The following is a 14,711-nucleotide window of genomic DNA, read 5'->3' as shown; positions in this document are numbered from 1 at the left end:
ATTTCTTCACCACTTCTTATCTAATAAAGATTCAAATTCAGCTTGTAAGGCGGTTATATCCGCCAACCTTGTGACTAGTAAATTATCTTTACCAGCATCATTTAAACGCACTTTCCAATAACGAATGCTGTCTGAGTTATTCAACCAAAACTTAATCACAGTATCTACCACTTGATCCAAATTCCAATCCCACTTTGCTGGAACTGATTCTACCGATTCTAAAAACGTATCTAGCGTACACGTATGCATTCCCAAGTATTCCACACCTTGGTGGGGTGGTTTTTGCCCATTTTGCTGTTGCTGATTAAAAAACTGCAAAAGTGGAGATATTCCTACAATATCAAAAGTGTATTTCATGCCACTACTCCCAATTTTATATTACTGACAGGAAATATTTAGTTTTTTCTATTTCTAAAATAATATCTGGAAAGGAACTAAAGCATCTACAAAAAGTGTAGTTTTGGTCTATATCATAGGCGTTAAACTTCAGCTATAAATTAGCACTTACAAGCATTGAGTGCTAATATTTATTTGAGAGTTTGATAGATTACTAAAAAGTTTCAGGCATTAATTAAAGGATGCATATATTTTTAATAATTATTTAATTAGTCATGTTACGAATTGTAAAGGCTAAATCCTCCTTAACTCACCTTTTGAGGGCTGGTGATTACCAATAAAGCGGCTGTGTAATGAAATCAGTAAGCCAATACATAACGTGGATGCGATCGCGTCTGTCAAGCAAACTGCCATAATTTGAGCGATCGCACCCAAAATGCAGATAAGATCGAGTCAAAGGAATATAAACCCAAATTAAATTGGCAGTCAGTTCTAAAAGTGTCACTTACTAGACTGGCCTTTTGATTGAAGCAGTGATACTATCTAATTGTGTGAGGAGCAAGTTAAAAATAAAAAGCGCCTGGGGTGGAAACACGGCAACACTCCCAGGCGCTTTTTAATTGGTACACAGAAAAAAGTCTTTGCAGATTTCCCCAAACCGGATTGCTATACATCGGATGTAGCAATAGCCCAATCAAAATCTAAAATTCCTTAAGCCGCACCAAATTCAGATTGTAAGGCTTCATCGTTATTATCAGCGATCGTTGCCACAATGGTAATTAGCCGAGACACTTCGCCAGGAGATAACTCTGCTAAGGTGCGTGTCGAGATTACAACCACTCGGTTTTCAATAATACCGAAACGCGCTTCAAAAGTACTAGAGCAGTTCAACTCCAAAAGATACCGCATCAACTTAGGTTCATCTTTGGCAGGTAAATTTAGCACCGCAGACCAAACTGTTATTGTGTCTTCATCGGTTGTCCCGTTGAGTTGGACAAATACTTCCACGCTTCCATACTTAAACTTCCAGAGATAACCACCCTCTGGAGTGTGGCTAACCATCGCACTATCATCTTGTTCCAAAGAGTCGATGACATTTTCAATTACCTCAAGATGGTTAATGCTCGTCGTCTCGCCGATTAAAGCATTAACGGATTCGTTATTACTAGTTAGGGTTTCTGGGTAGCTGGTCATACAGATTTTTTCTCAACATACTCGCTCTACACATACTTTATAACTTGTAGAGGTAGTTGTAAGGGCAATCCATGAATTGCCCCTACTGATTGCATGGTTCTTCCCGCTACCATCTGGTACTATTTTGCAAAAATGAGAATAGACTTCTTGGCATTTGTCGGGGCAAAGGGGAAAGGGAAAAGAAACTCAAAATCCTTTCCCTTTAACCTTTTTCTTTTTCCCTAAGAGTGCAAAAATATATTTTTGCAAGAGACTTCATGAGTGGAACTCACAAGGAACAATAAAAATATCTCTTCCCCCAGTCCCCAGTCCCTATTTTTAAGGCAGGTCTAATGACGATCGCGCTTAACCTACGTCATCATGGGCAAAGCGGTTAAAGAGGAAGTCTAGGGCATAGTTACGCAGTTGGTAGTATTGGGGATCTTCCATGATGCGGCTGCGATCGCGCGGACGAGAAAAAGGAATTTCCATAACTTCACCAATTTTCGCATGGGGGCCATTGGTCATCATTACCAATTTGTCTGCTAAAAATAGCGCCTCGTCGATGTCGTGGGTAATCATCAGCACTGTACAACGGTTATCGCCCCAAATTTTGAGCAATTCTTCTTGTAATTCTTCTTTGGTAATCGCATCCAGCGCCCCAAAAGGTTCATCTAAAATTAAGACTTTTGGACGAATTGCCAAAGCACGGGCGATAGAAACCCGTTGTCTCATCCCGCCGGACATTTGCATTGGTTTCTTTTCCATTGCATCAGCCAGTCCCACCATTGCCAAATGATCGCGGACGATCGCTCTTTTTTCAGCTTGTGGTTTATTGGGATAAACGGCGTTAACAGCTAAGTAGATGTTTTCAAAAGCAGTCCGCCAAGGTAACAGGGCATAATTTTGGAAGACAACCATCCTGTCTGGGCCTGGCTTGGTAATGGGTTCTCCTTCGAGTAACACTTGCCCGGAGGTGGGAAAGTTAAAACCGGATACCATATTTAACAGCGTCGATTTGCCACAGCCAGAGTGGCCGATGACGCAAATAAACTCCCCCTGTTCGACGTTGAGGTTAACGCCGTCGAGTACAGTGAAGGGGCCTTTCTTTGTCGGATAAACTTTGGTAACGTCTTTAATTTCTAGGAAAGGTCTGCGACTGGTGCTTGTAGTGGCGAATGGTTTTTCTAGTGTGTTTGTAGCTGTTGAGTTGCGGTTTTGCATGGTATTTGGTATTTGGGGATTAAAAAGCTAAATTTAGGCGATGTGCAAATGAATATTCTGACCTCTCTCCAAACCTCTCCCCTAGAAGGGGAGAGGCTTTGAATTTTCCCCCTTCCCTACAAGGGAAGGGGGTAGGGGGTTAGGTCTTTTGTTGGTTTTTCTACATGACGTGAAAAGTTAAATCATTAACGGAGTTCAAAGACTCATTAACGGAGATAAAAGGTGGATTCATCCAGTTCAAACACTCGTTAACGGAGATAAAAGGTGGATTCATCCAGTTCAAATACTCGTTAACGGAGATAAAAGGTGGATTCATCCAGTTCAAACACTCGTTAACGGAGATAAAAGGTGGATTCATCCAGTTCAAATACTCATTAACGGAGATAAAAGGTGGATTCATCCAGTTCAAATACTCGTTAACGGAGTTCAGAGGTTCATGGATGATATCCTATTTCTCCCACTCCCTCTTTCTCTCACGATTTTTTTATGAGGCGAGTCTCCTTCTGGGTGCATCAAGAACAACTTCCGCGACTGAAAAATCACGTTTAATTTTCAAGCTGTTGAGATAAGCGATCGGATCGTCGGCATTAAAGGGAGTACCATCGAACAGTTTGATCGGTTGGCGAATATAGCTGATATCCAAACCTAATTCTCGTGCGGCGGTACTGAAAACACGCACGCGACACACCCGTTCCACAACTTCTACCCAATTTCTGGGGAAGGGAGTATCACCCCAACGCGCCAATTGACTCATAATCCAAATTTGCTCAGTACGGCTGGGGCGGTTAATGGCGGACTCAGAATAAAACTGGTGATGGGCATAATCCCGCAACGGATGGTCTAAGTCACAGGTGAGACTATCTGGATCTTCGAGTTGAATGTATTCTAAATCAGTGCTGACGTAATCTCGCCCTGCTAAAATTTGCCGAATTTCTTCGGTATTTTCGGGATTTGCACAATACTGACAAGCTTCTAACAAAGCTTTAGTCAAGGCGATATGCGTATTTGGATAATTTTCTGCCCAATCTTCCCGCACACCAAGAACTTTACCTGGGTGTCCCAGCCAAACTTCTAAGTCGGTAGCGATGGTAAAACCGACACCTTCCACAGCCGCGCGGTAGTTCCAAGGTTCGCCGACGCAGTAACCATCAATGCTTCCAGCTTTTAAATCAGCTACCATCTGCGCTGGGGGAATGGTTTTCATATCCACATCGCTATCGGGGTCAATTCCACCAGCCGCTAGCCAGTAACGCAACAGCAAGTTGTGCATCGATGCGGGATGCACTACGCCCATTGTATGCCGTTGTTCGTGGGTGAGAATCAGATGATTTCTGAAGTCTGATAAGGTTTGCACGCCTTGGTCATAAAAGCGTTTTGCTAAGGTGATGGCGTTACCGTTGCGAGTCATGGTAAGGGCAGTGACAACGGGTAGAGGTTGGTTATTATGTCCTCCCAAAGAAAGCCACATCGGCATCCCTGAAGGCATTTGAGCCGCATCTAAATAACCGCCACTGATGCCATCTTCTATACCCCGCCAGCTACTTTCGCGCACCAGGTTAACTTCATCTAAACCGTGCTTGACAAAGAAGCCTTTTTCTTTAGCAACTGCTAAGGGGGCGCAAGCTGTCAGAGGTAAAAAGCCAATTTCTAGATTAACTTTTTCTAATCCATGACGGGCAACGTCGGCAGTTTTCCGCGCCCGAATTTTCTTAATCCGTTTCTGCTGATTGAGGAAGTAAATCATCTCACTCCGCAAGCTGTAGTAGCTGGGATGTTCTACTACTTCCATCCGCTTGCGGGGTCTGGGAATATCCACTTCTAGAATGTCGCCGATTTTAGATTCGGGGCCGTTGGTTAACATCACGATTCTGTCAGATAAAAGCACTGCTTCATCGACATCATGTGTCACCATCACGGCGGTAACTTCATTTTCTTCGCAAATTTGCATGAGTTGTTCTTGCAAATTGCCGCGTGTGAGTGCATCCAATGCGCCAAAGGGTTCATCTAGCAGCAGTAATTTAGGACGAATCGCTAAGGCGCGGGCGATCGCAACTCGCTGCTTTTGTCCGCCAGATAACATTCCCGGTTGTTTATCTGCGTGGGGACGCAAACCCACCATATTTATATGTTTTTCGACAATGGCTTGGCGTTCGGCTGCGGGTGAGCCTTTCATTACTGAGTCCACAGCGAGGGCAATATTTTCTCTTACCGTCCGCCAAGGTAATAGCGAATAATTTTGGAACACCACCATTCTGTCTGGGCCGGGTTTGGTGATTCTTTGTCCTTCGAGAGTGACAATACCTTCAGTTGGCAAATCCAAACCCGCAATCATATTTAACAGTGTGGATTTACCGCAACCGGAGTGACCAATCAAAGAAATGAATTCTCCTTTTTTAATTTGGAGGTCGATTCCTTTGAGGGCAATATATTTGCCACCACCAGTTAATTCAAAAACTTTTTCAATTTGATCGACAGCTACGAACATACTTATTTGTCCTTTGTCATTTGTCATTTGTCATTTGTCTTTCGTCATTAGTCTTTTGTCCTTGGTATGTGGTCATTAGTCCTTAGTTTTTTACAAATGACCAATGACTAATGACTATTTTTGCTCTGCTGGTAAAATCTTGTTTTGCAGCCAGCCCATCGCTTTATCTAGAAGCAACCCAACAACGCCGATATAAACTAGAGCTAAAATTACTTCGCTGACGTTGTTATTTTGATAGGCATCCCAGATAAAAAAGCCGATGCCGACAATACCGGACATGACGATTTCGGCGGCGATAATCGCTAACCAAGCTAAACCGATCGCAATTCTCAACCCAGTAAAGATGTAGGGTAATGCCGCAGGAATCAAAATATTAGTGAAATATTCTTTGCGGCTAAGTTGGAGAACTTTGGCGACGTTGTTGTAATCTTGGGGAATTTGGGTTACGCCGACAGCAGTATTAATTAAAATTGGCCAAATGGCGGTGATGAAAATTACGAATAAGGCTGCGGGTTCGTTTTGTCGTAAAGCTGCTAAAGAAATCGGAACCCAAGCTAGAGGTGGTACTGTCCGCAGTAGTTGAAAGATGGGGTCTAAAGCTTTGGACATGGTTTTATTAACCCCAATCAAAATGCCCAAGGCAATACCAACGATCGCAGCTAGGGTATAACTGATGGCAACTCGTTGCAGACTAGCGAGAATCTGCCAAAATAGACCTTTATCAATGCCACCTCGGTCATAAAATGGCCAGAAAATTAGAACCCAAGTGTCTTGGATAACTTGTATTGGCCCTGGTAATGTGGCTCCCGGAATCCAAGCGAAGAGTTGCCAGAGAATGAGGAAGATGGCGATCGCGATCGTTGGTGGTATCAGGTCAGGAAATTGCTTTTTCAGGCTGGAGATAAAGCTATTATTCAATCTAGGGCTTGCAGGGCGTTTTTGGGCGAGTGTCATGATGCTGTATTCTCCGCAAATTTTATTTGTTATTTGTTTTAGACGCGATGAATCGCGTCTCTACAAGAGGTTAATCGTGCCTCTAAATACTGACCTTTTTGATTTTCAAACTCTTTAAATATTCTTCTGGCTTTTCAGGGTCAAATTTGATGCCATCAAAAAACTCTTCTACACCACGGGATGTATTTGTAGGAATATCAGCAGCGGCAATTCCAGCTTCTTTGGCAGCTTCTTTCCAAATATCTTCGCGATTAACTTTGTTGATAAGTTCTCTAGCCTTAGCAGCATTATTGTCTACGTAATCTTTTGGCAAGAATCCCCAACGAACGTTTTCAGTGATGAACCATAAATCGTGACTCTTATATGGATAAGAAACATTACCTTTTCCATCTTTCCAATAGTAAGCAGCCATTGATTTATCATCAATTTTGCGACCATCGCCCATGTCATACTTGCCTTGGTATGGATCTGCCAGTATTTCTGGTGACGAAAGATTGAAATAATTTCGTCCAGCCAGAATTTCAGCCGCTTCTTTGCGGTTGTCAAAATTATCTAACCACTGTTGGGCTTCCATAATTCCTTTTAAAATTGCTTTGGTAGCCTTGGGATTTTTATCAACCCAGTCGCCTCTCATGGCAACATATTCTTCAGGATGATTTTTCCAAATTTCTGCGGTTAATGCTGCTACATAGCCAATTTTTTCTTGAACTAGGCGATAAGGCCAAGGGTCGCCTGTACTAAAGGCATCCATTGTTCCTGTTTTCATGTTGGCCACAGTTTGCGCTGCTGGTACTGTGAGCAATTTGACATCTGCATCCGGGTCTAAGCCGCCTGCTGCTAACCAGTAGCGAATCCATAAATCTTGGTTGACATGGGGAAAGGTAAATGCAGCTGTGAAGGGTGTTGAAGATTTTAATTCCTTAAGCAAAGACTTAGCGCTGGCGAGTTGTAAACTAATACCTTTGCCTTGGTGCTTGTTTGCGATCGCAATTCCATTTCCATGCGTAATTAATTGACATAATACATACATGGGAATTTTTTGATTACCCTTAGTAATTAAACCTTCTGTAATTAAATGTGGCATTGGCATCTGCCATTGACCGCCATCTATACCACCACCAGCAGAACCAATTTCTACGTTGTCCCTTGCTGCACCCCAAGAAGCTTGTTTGGAAAGGTCAACATTAGTCATGCCATACTTGGCAAAAAAGCCTTTTTCTTTAGCAATAATTAAAGGAGCCGCTTCTACAATGGGAATATATCCTAACTTGACGGTAGTAGTTTCTGGTGTTTGTTCGGGGCTAATATTAGCAACCGTTTGAGCAGTTGGCTGTGCTTGAGAGCTTCCACCAGTCAGGTTTTCAGGAGGATTACCCAAGCAGCCTTTGAGCAATACAGCACTCGCAGATACTCCGGCTGTGAAGATGAATTTGCGGCGAGAAATTTGATTAAAAAATTCTGTCATAAATATCTCCTGAAAACGTTAATGTTATTTTTTATAGCTATGACAATTTAGGCAAAAAACCTTGTATTTCTTGCATTATTCATGATTAATCAAGCTATATTTTGCCAAGCGATCGCAGCCATCTCATTAATGAAATAGCTAGCTATATAAAAACTCGGTTAAATTATTGGCTCTGCTTTTCTAGTGTGATGCAGAGGTGTCATTCACCTTGTTGAAATCAGTTTACAGCCTTTGAAGCCGAAATTGTTAACTTGGAGTCGAGATTATTAAATAAATATTAGATTGGATGTATAAGGAAAAGTTTATCTATTTTAGTTAACTATAGGAAGAATTTCTAATATATAAACTCTTATTTATGATGAGTATTATGTTTACCTTATGATTTCCTGTCTTCACTTCTTTTGTAACTTAATTTTAATAGTTATTTGTCATATATAAGTTTTTATTTATCACAACCATTATGTTATCCCTATAATTTAGGAGCGCACTGCGGTGAGAGCAAGATGGTAAGGCTGGGAAAGTTGAAGACCTAAGCAAATACCCCAAATAGGTGTATTTATTATCTTGCGATCGCAACTATCTGCCGTTTTCAAACACCACGAATAAACCCTGTCTCTTTAAGCAGCAGCCGTAGTTCTTTGTGACGAAGTTTAGTGTCTTTGTTGTTATTTACCCACATATCAGAAAAGAAGTCTTGCATCAGCGCAATGATACTGCGGTACTTGACGATGCTGGCAACATAAAACTTATCTAACTTCATGGCTCCATCAGCATGTATCTGCTCAATGTTGTCGAGTAATATAGAGCGCAGTTCATAAGGTTTTAAGCCTTCTTTGATGCCATATTTTTCCATAATCCGGCGTTTATCTTTCTCCGAACACAAATCATAGGGCGATCGAATCAGATGACCAAGATTCCGCAGGACTTCTCCGTAGTCATAAAATGTGTTCTGCTTAAAAAAAGACTTTTCATCTTTAGTCAACGTAAAACTCTTATCAAGTACCAAACCAAAATCGGTCAAATATGTCTGCTTCCCGTCGGTGAGAATATTGCGAAAATGTGCGTCAAAGTGGATAATTCCCTTCTTTCTCAAAAAGGTAATCGTAGTGCATAAGTCATCCAGGGGTTTCTGAAGTTTGTTGGGGTTGTCTTGCAGCCATGTTTCCAGAATATGTGGTATGTATTCTAGAAATAGAACCAACTCATAGTTAGCGATCGCTCTATCTAACATATAATTCCCGGCGTTGGCACTATTGCCCCAGTACTCCACATAATCTTTTAGATGTTCCATATCGACATCCGCACGCCGCCCGGAGAAAGGAATAATCCGATAATGGTACATCAGTGGGAAAGTGGCAATTACGCCCGACAATACCCAGTTAGTTGTCTTGATATGGGTAACAAGTTCCCGGAAGACCCCAAAACCGGTAGAACCGAAGCCGTAATTACAGTAAGTCGGCAGGTCATAGAGGTTTCTGGTGGAGAACAGATTGTCAAATTCGATGTTTGTAACCGGAACACGTTTCACAAAGACCTTGGATTCCTCAAGGACGATGATGTGATTCATCCCCCAACCCGTACTCGACTCATTCGACTCACTAGTGTCAAAGAGAGAACGCAATTGTGTATTATCCAACTGAGCGATTTGTGAACTGAGCTTGAAGTATCTCTTCCTTCTAAGTTCTATATGCTTCTTAGGCATTTTCTCCCATCCAGCCACAGCATGAGAAAGCGTAAGACTATTGTGATACCAATTCAATTAACGTGAGTTCGACAAGCCCTTTTTTGACCTCTCCCCCAACCCCTCTTGGACACAGAGAGGGGAGCCAAAACCCTAATTTCTCGTTGCTCCTCCCTTTCCCCGTGGGAGAGGTTCATCGAACTCACGTTCAATTAATGATTGCAATACATCCTTGGGTAAAGACGCGATGAATCGCGTCTCTACAAGGCAATAATTGGGAGTAGTTCAGGTAGTGTATTCGGCGTTAATTTTCACGTAGTCATAACTCAAATCACAACCCCAAGCTTTACCTACACCATAACCATTGCCAACGTTAACGGAGATTGACACTGTATCTTCTTGAAGATAAGCACCCATTGATGCTTTTTTCAAATAAGCACTTGCGGCTGCACGGTCAAATTGCAGAGGTTGTCCATTTTCTAACATTAAGAAATTCCCTAGCTTAATTTGCAGGTTTTCTTGCTCAAAGGGTACACCTGCACGTCCGGCGGCGGCGGCGATGCGTCCCCAATTTGGATCGCGTCCAAAGATTGCAGATTTAACTAAGGATGAACCAGCGATGGTTTTGGCTATTTGTCGGGCTGAAATTTCATCATGGGCCCCTGTTACTTCTACTTCTATTAGACAGGTTGCACCTTCACCATCACGAGCGATCGCTTTGGCTAGATGCTGGCAAACTGCTGTTAACATCGCCTCTAATTTCTCTGCTTCTGCGCCCCATTCTGTAATTGCTGGGGTGCGAGATTGACCGTTTGCCAAGGCAATTAAGCTGTCGTTGGTGCTGGTGTCACCATCCACAGTGATGGAATTAAAGCTTCTATCAGCTGCCCTTGCTAACATCTGTTGCCAAAGGTGAGGCGAAACCACAGCATCACAAGTCACAAACGCCAGCATGGTTGCCATATTGGGGTGAATCATGCCGGAACCTTTGGCAATGCCGCCAATTCTTACCGGGCGGTCGCTTATAGTTGTCTGTAGAGCAATGGATTTTGTTACCAAGTCTGTAGTAATAATCGCCCCAGCAGCAGCATCTGAACCTGTTGCTGATAGTGCTGCTACTACTTTAGGAATTCCACTTCGCAAAGCATCCATCTTAATTCTTTGACCAATTACACCAGTGGAAGCCAATAACACAGATTCAGACGAGATGTTCAGGGCTTGGGCTACTGCTAGAGCAGATTCTAGGGTATCAAGGTTGCCTTGAGTTCCTGTCGCGGCGTTTGCTTGTCCAGCGTTGCAGAGGATGGCACGAGCGCTTTGTTTGGCTTGCAAGCGTTGGCGACAATATTCTACGCAGGCAGCTTTCACTTGGCTGGTGGTAAATACACCAGCTGCGATCGCTTCCACCTCTGAGAATATCAAAGCTAAATCTGGCAACCCCGAAGGTTTCAATCCTGCGGTAATTCCCGCCGCCTGATACCCCCTTGGTGCTGTGATACCACCTGTGATTTTTTGCCAATCTGCCATCATTCTTCCTTTACAACTATCAGGTTAGATAGGTCAATATGCACTTTACAAAAGTACCTTGGAAAAGTTCTCAGTGCTGAGTTAGGAGTTAAGAGTTATTAGTTTTGCCCTACTTCCCCAGTCCCCAGTCCTTTTTATTGTGAGTTTATTTGCTGATGGCAATAATAATGCACCAGTTGGCGATTGGCATAATTGTTTTTACCTTTCTTATGACGAAAAACTAAAACAAAAAAAAGAGAGTTACTTGGGTTGCTCTGTAGATCGTTAGGATACATCTACTTACTAATCTCTCTCATTTACTTTTTAAGGGTTAATACTTATTTATTGAGGCTATTTCTAAAAATTTTGAAATTTATCCGTAAATACCACGAAAATAAAATAAAAAAGAGAGCTACTTAGGCAGCTCTCCAGATCATCAGGGTGCATCTACTTACCACAGCATATCATTTTACGTATGAGGGTTGTCACCAGCTTTTATATGAAGATTGTGTGAAGCAAGACCGGGAAAATACTTAGTCGGGGAATTGGGAATTGGGCATGGGGGATTGGGCATAAGAGGCAGAGGGGCGGGGTGCTGCTCTTGCTGAGGGGAAAACTCTTCTCCCCTGCTCCCCTGCTCCCCTGCCCCTCTGCTCCTCCTACTTCCTCACCCAGCAAAGCTAGCTTGACCGAAACTCTAAGCGTTCAGTTTTTTCTCGACCAATTCGTTAGTCAGCTTAGGATCGGCACGTTTGTCTGTCTTTTTGAGAACTTGTCCGACAAAGAAGCCTTTGAGGTTGATATTACCGTTGCGATACTTTTCTAGTTCTTTGGGATTGGCGGCTATGACTTCATCGACAATAGGTTCCAGTACACTAGGATCGGTGATTAACTCTTGACCTGCAAAGGCTTTTTCAGGAGAAATACCACTAAGCAAATCTGGCAACTTTTGTTTAGCTTGAGCATTGCTAATTTTGCCCGTTTCAATGCGAGTGATAATATCTGCTAAATTGGTGGGAGTCAGCCCGATTTGACTAATACTGAGTTTTTGCTTATTGAGGTGGGCGGCAATATCTTGAGTAATCCAGTTGGCAGCAGCTTTGGGATTTGCTCCAGATGCGATCGCAGTTTCAAAATATTCGGCTATTGAACGATCTTCTGTTAACACTCGCGCATCGTAAGGGGAAAGCCCCAACTCATTTTCATAATGATGGCGTTTTTGGGCTGGTAATTCTGGTAGTTCGCTACGCCATTGCTCTAATTGTGCATTTGACACCTCAATTGGTGCTAAATCTGGTTCGGGGAAGTAGCGGTAATCACTAGAACCTTCTTTCACGCGCATACTACTTGTGCATTGAGCGCCTTCTTGCCACAGTCGAGTTTCTTGGATGATGCGATCGCCTGCTTCGATGGCAGCGATTTGGCGTTCAATTTCGTAGTCAATCGCCCGTTGGATGGCGCTGAAGGAGTTCATGTTTTTAATTTCTACCTTGGTGCCAAACTCCTTTCGTCCCACTGGACGCACAGAAATGTTGACATCGCAACGCAGAGATCCTTGTTCCATGTTGCCGTCACTCACGCCGAGATACCGGACAATCCGACGCAATTCTTCGGCATATTCAGCAGCTTCTAGTCCAGAACGCAGATCGGGTTCGGAAACAATTTCTACTAATGGGATACCTGCGCGATTGTAGTCTACCAGAGAATAGGAAGAACCAGAAAGGCGATCGCTACCTGCGTGTACCAATTTTCCCGCATCTTCCTCCATGTGCAGACGCGTAATACCAATGCGTTTGCGAATTGGATTACCCTCAGCATCTACCAACTCAATTTCTAACCAACCATGTTCTGCGATCGGTAGATCGTATTGAGAAATTTGGTAATTTTTCGGTAAATCTGGATAAAAATACTGCTTACGGTCAAATTTGCTATATTTAGCGATTTGACAATTTAGTGCCAAACCAGCTTTGACGGCGTATTCTAATACTTTTTGATTGAGTACAGGTAAAACCCCAGGTAAACCCATACAAACCGGGTCAATGTTAGTATTGGGGTCAGAGCCGAATGCCGTAGAGCTATTAGAGAAAATCTTGGTATTGGTACTCAGTTGACAATGGGTTTCTAGACCAATAATCGCTTCATACTCAGTTTTTACAGTCGTAGCAGTGGTCATAATATCAATAATTTGGGCATAATCCTTGTAGTGGTACTATTGTAGCGGCGTATTGAGTTGCTCTGAAGACGGTTATTTGGGTGAGCAATGCTTACCTTTTGGGCTTGAAAAGGGAGATGCACATCTAAAGTGAAGAAAATCTTAATCATTGGTTCTGGAGGTGCTGGTAAATCTACCCTAGCCCGCAAACTGGGAACCATCTTAAGTTTAGAAGTGATTCACTTGGATGCTTGGTACTGGAATCCTGGTTGGGTTGAGACTCCAAAAACTGAATGGCAAAGTATTATCCAAGACCTAACCCGACGAGAATCTTGGATTATGGATGGTAACTATGGCGTACTCTCGACCTTCGTTTGTCGGTTGCAGATACGGTAATTTTTTTGGACTTTCCCCGGCTTTTATGTTTATCGCGAGTAATTAAACGTCGCTTTATATATGCAGGACAATCTCGATTTGATATGGCATCAGATTGTCTTGAAAGATTGAATTGGGAATTTCTCAAATATATCTGGTCATACCCAATTACCGTCGCCCTGGAATTTTAGAAAAACTTAGTCAAGTAACACCGAACCAGCAAGTTATTATTCTCTGCAAACCAATAGAAGTTAGAGAGTTTTTGCAAAATATTTCCCACAATTCAGATTTACTCAATTGATTTTTATTAAAGTTATCTGAAAGAATATTGCATTTACTAGCAAAGAAACGCTATAGGTAGAGTGGATCTTGCTATTTATGTGCTAACCAATTACCAGTACCCAAGGATAAATTACTATAATAAGGTATTAAATTGGCAAATTTATGTCAGGGATCAAATAAAATTATGATTGATGTCAAAACAGCAGTAAATGCTGCCTATGGATACATAAAATCCATACAAGACATGATGGGTTCTTCATTAGGAGATTTGAGACTTGAAGAAGTTGAACTTTCTGAGGATAAAAGCTTCTGGTTGATTACTCTAGGGTTTGATATTCCTAAAAAAGCTCCTAAAAGCCGATTGGAAGACTTAATTCCTTCTTCTCTTGCTTCTACCCCTGTGTTGTATGAACGAGAATATAAACTTTTTAAAGTGAATTCTCAAACTGGCGAAGTAGAAGCAATGAAAATTAGACAAGTATGAAAGATATGATTAATTCCCTAATTCGTCGTTATCACCAAAAGGGAATTTTAATTGATACAAATATCCTACTTCTTTACTTTGTTGGGACGGTCAATCGAGAAAGAATAACCCGATTTAATCGAACGCAGCAATTCCTACCAGAAGATTACGATCTTCTGGTAGGAATCATTAGCAAATTTCGGAAACTTGTAACAACCCCAAATATTTTGACTGAAGTCTCTAACTTTGTCGATAAACTTGTTGAACCTGAACGTTCTCAGTGCTTTACAATATTTGCTCTATTTGTTCAAAATGCTGATATGTTGGATGAATACTATATAAAGACTTTAGATGCTGTTAATACTGAAAAATTTATCAAATTTGGACTTACTGACAGTGGAATCCTAACTTTATCTAAAGGTAAGTATCTTGTCCTAACTGATGACTTCAAGCTAGCAAATTATCTTCCGAGTGTAGAAGTCGACGTGATTAACTTTAACAATATTCGTGTCTTTAACTGGAAGTAAAAATATGAAATTATTTTGGAAGCGTTAATTTCTATAATTTTTATATAGAAATTAAAAAATGCCTGGGAGTGTTGCCGTGTTTCCACCC

14 protein-coding genes are annotated in these 14,711 nt (G+C 42.0%); 3 read left to right on the top strand and 11 right to left on the bottom strand.

Going from position 1 to position 14,711, the window contains the following annotated elements:
• Positions 1-6: 6 nt before the first annotated feature.
• From RM049_RS32505 to gatB, 11 genes are all read right to left on the bottom strand, one after another.
• Entirely contained in the window at positions 7-357 is a 351-nt protein-coding gene (locus RM049_RS32505; protein ID WP_322707114.1) for a hypothetical protein, read from the bottom strand.
• Between the two features lie 310 nt (positions 358-667).
• Positions 668-841 carry a hypothetical protein gene (locus RM049_RS32500; protein ID WP_322702546.1) on the bottom strand — a complete coding sequence of 58 codons (174 nt, stop codon included), beginning with the start codon at positions 839-841 and terminating at the stop codon, positions 668-670.
• Between the two features lie 206 nt (positions 842-1,047).
• Positions 1,048-1,530, bottom strand: coding sequence for a YbjN domain-containing protein (locus tag RM049_RS32495; protein WP_322675472.1), 483 nt, complete (start codon positions 1,528-1,530; stop codon positions 1,048-1,050).
• Between the two features lie 345 nt (positions 1,531-1,875).
• Positions 1,876-2,733, bottom strand: a complete 858-nt coding sequence (locus tag RM049_RS32490; RefSeq protein WP_322675473.1) for a nitrate ABC transporter ATP-binding protein — start codon at positions 2,731-2,733, stop codon at positions 1,876-1,878.
• 160 nt (positions 2,734-2,893) lie between these two features.
• Entirely contained in the window at positions 2,894-3,133 is a 240-nt protein-coding gene (locus RM049_RS32485) for a hypothetical protein (RefSeq protein WP_322707112.1), read from the bottom strand.
• Positions 3,134-3,217: 84 nt separating this feature from the next.
• Positions 3,218-5,224 (bottom strand): nitrate ABC transporter ATP-binding protein, encoded by a 2,007-nt coding sequence (locus RM049_RS32480; RefSeq protein WP_322707125.1) that lies wholly within the window; start codon positions 5,222-5,224, stop codon positions 3,218-3,220.
• Positions 5,225-5,332: 108 nt separating this feature from the next.
• Positions 5,333-6,172, bottom strand: a complete 840-nt coding sequence (ntrB, locus tag RM049_RS32475; RefSeq protein ID WP_322675476.1) for a nitrate ABC transporter permease — start codon at positions 6,170-6,172, stop codon at positions 5,333-5,335.
• 82 nt (positions 6,173-6,254) lie between these two features.
• Entirely contained in the window at positions 6,255-7,637 is a 1,383-nt protein-coding gene (locus tag RM049_RS32470; protein WP_322707111.1) for a CmpA/NrtA family ABC transporter substrate-binding protein, read from the bottom strand.
• 589 nt (positions 7,638-8,226) lie between these two features.
• The gene (locus tag RM049_RS32465; RefSeq protein WP_322707110.1) at positions 8,227-9,339 is read right to left on the bottom strand and encodes a hypothetical protein; all 1,113 of its coding nucleotides are present in this window, start codon (positions 9,337-9,339) and stop codon (positions 8,227-8,229) included.
• Between the two features lie 264 nt (positions 9,340-9,603).
• A complete protein-coding gene (argJ, locus tag RM049_RS32460) occupies positions 9,604-10,845 on the bottom strand; it encodes a bifunctional ornithine acetyltransferase/N-acetylglutamate synthase (RefSeq protein ID WP_322675482.1) in 1,242 nt (413 codons plus the stop codon).
• Between the two features lie 676 nt (positions 10,846-11,521).
• Complete coding sequence (gatB, locus tag RM049_RS32455) at positions 11,522-12,997, bottom strand: Asp-tRNA(Asn)/Glu-tRNA(Gln) amidotransferase subunit GatB (protein ID WP_322707109.1); 1,476 nt, start codon at positions 12,995-12,997, stop codon at positions 11,522-11,524.
• A gap of 129 nt (positions 12,998-13,126) precedes the next feature.
• Between gatB and RM049_RS32450 the strand changes: the two genes are divergently transcribed.
• From RM049_RS32450 to RM049_RS32440, 3 genes are all read left to right on the top strand, one after another.
• The gene (locus RM049_RS32450; RefSeq protein ID WP_322707108.1) at positions 13,127-13,372 is read left to right on the top strand and encodes a hypothetical protein; all 246 of its coding nucleotides are present in this window, start codon (positions 13,127-13,129) and stop codon (positions 13,370-13,372) included.
• 445 nt (positions 13,373-13,817) lie between these two features.
• Positions 13,818-14,117: a hypothetical protein gene (locus tag RM049_RS32445; RefSeq protein WP_322675481.1), complete on the top strand. Its 300-nt coding sequence runs from the start codon at positions 13,818-13,820 to the stop codon at positions 14,115-14,117.
• Between the two features lie 5 nt (positions 14,118-14,122).
• Positions 14,123-14,623 carry a PIN domain-containing protein gene (locus RM049_RS32440; RefSeq protein ID WP_322707107.1) on the top strand — a complete coding sequence of 167 codons (501 nt, stop codon included), beginning with the start codon at positions 14,123-14,125 and terminating at the stop codon, positions 14,621-14,623.
• Positions 14,624-14,711: the final 88 nt, after the last annotated feature.

The sequence above is a fragment of the Nostoc sp. DedQUE04 genome, from assembly GCF_034530995.1.
In the GTDB taxonomy this organism is placed as follows: Bacteria; Cyanobacteriota; Cyanobacteriia; order Cyanobacteriales; family Nostocaceae; genus Nostoc.
The sequence above is the reverse complement of the archived record's forward strand: the minus strand, read 5'-3'. Positions and strand labels throughout refer to the sequence as shown.

What these genes read in the sequence shown, in the direction of transcription:
- RM049_RS32505 (WP_322707114.1), bottom strand. Translation starts at nt 357, where the DNA reads ATGAAATACACTTTTGATATTGTAGGAATATCTCCACTTTTGCAGTTT.
- RM049_RS32495 (WP_322675472.1), bottom strand. Translation starts at nt 1,530, where the DNA reads ATGACCAGCTACCCAGAAACCCTAACTAGTAATAACGAATCCGTTAAT.
- RM049_RS32490 (WP_322675473.1), bottom strand. Translation starts at nt 2,733, where the DNA reads ATGCAAAACCGCAACTCAACAGCTACAAACACACTAGAAAAACCATTC.
- RM049_RS32485 (WP_322707112.1), bottom strand. Translation starts at nt 3,133, where the DNA reads ATGAATCCACCTTTTATCTCCGTTAATGAGTATTTGAACTGGATGAAT.
- ntrB (WP_322675476.1), bottom strand. Translation starts at nt 6,172, where the DNA reads ATGACACTCGCCCAAAAACGCCCTGCAAGCCCTAGATTGAATAATAGC.
- RM049_RS32470 (WP_322707111.1), bottom strand. Translation starts at nt 7,637, where the DNA reads ATGACAGAATTTTTTAATCAAATTTCTCGCCGCAAATTCATCTTCACA.
- RM049_RS32465 (WP_322707110.1), bottom strand. Translation starts at nt 9,339, where the DNA reads ATGCCTAAGAAGCATATAGAACTTAGAAGGAAGAGATACTTCAAGCTC.
- argJ (WP_322675482.1), bottom strand. Translation starts at nt 10,845, where the DNA reads ATGGCAGATTGGCAAAAAATCACAGGTGGTATCACAGCACCAAGGGGG.
- gatB (WP_322707109.1), bottom strand. Translation starts at nt 12,997, where the DNA reads ATGACCACTGCTACGACTGTAAAAACTGAGTATGAAGCGATTATTGGT.
- RM049_RS32445 (WP_322675481.1), top strand. Translation starts at nt 13,818, where the DNA reads ATGATTGATGTCAAAACAGCAGTAAATGCTGCCTATGGATACATAAAA.
- RM049_RS32440 (WP_322707107.1), top strand. Translation starts at nt 14,123, where the DNA reads ATGATTAATTCCCTAATTCGTCGTTATCACCAAAAGGGAATTTTAATT.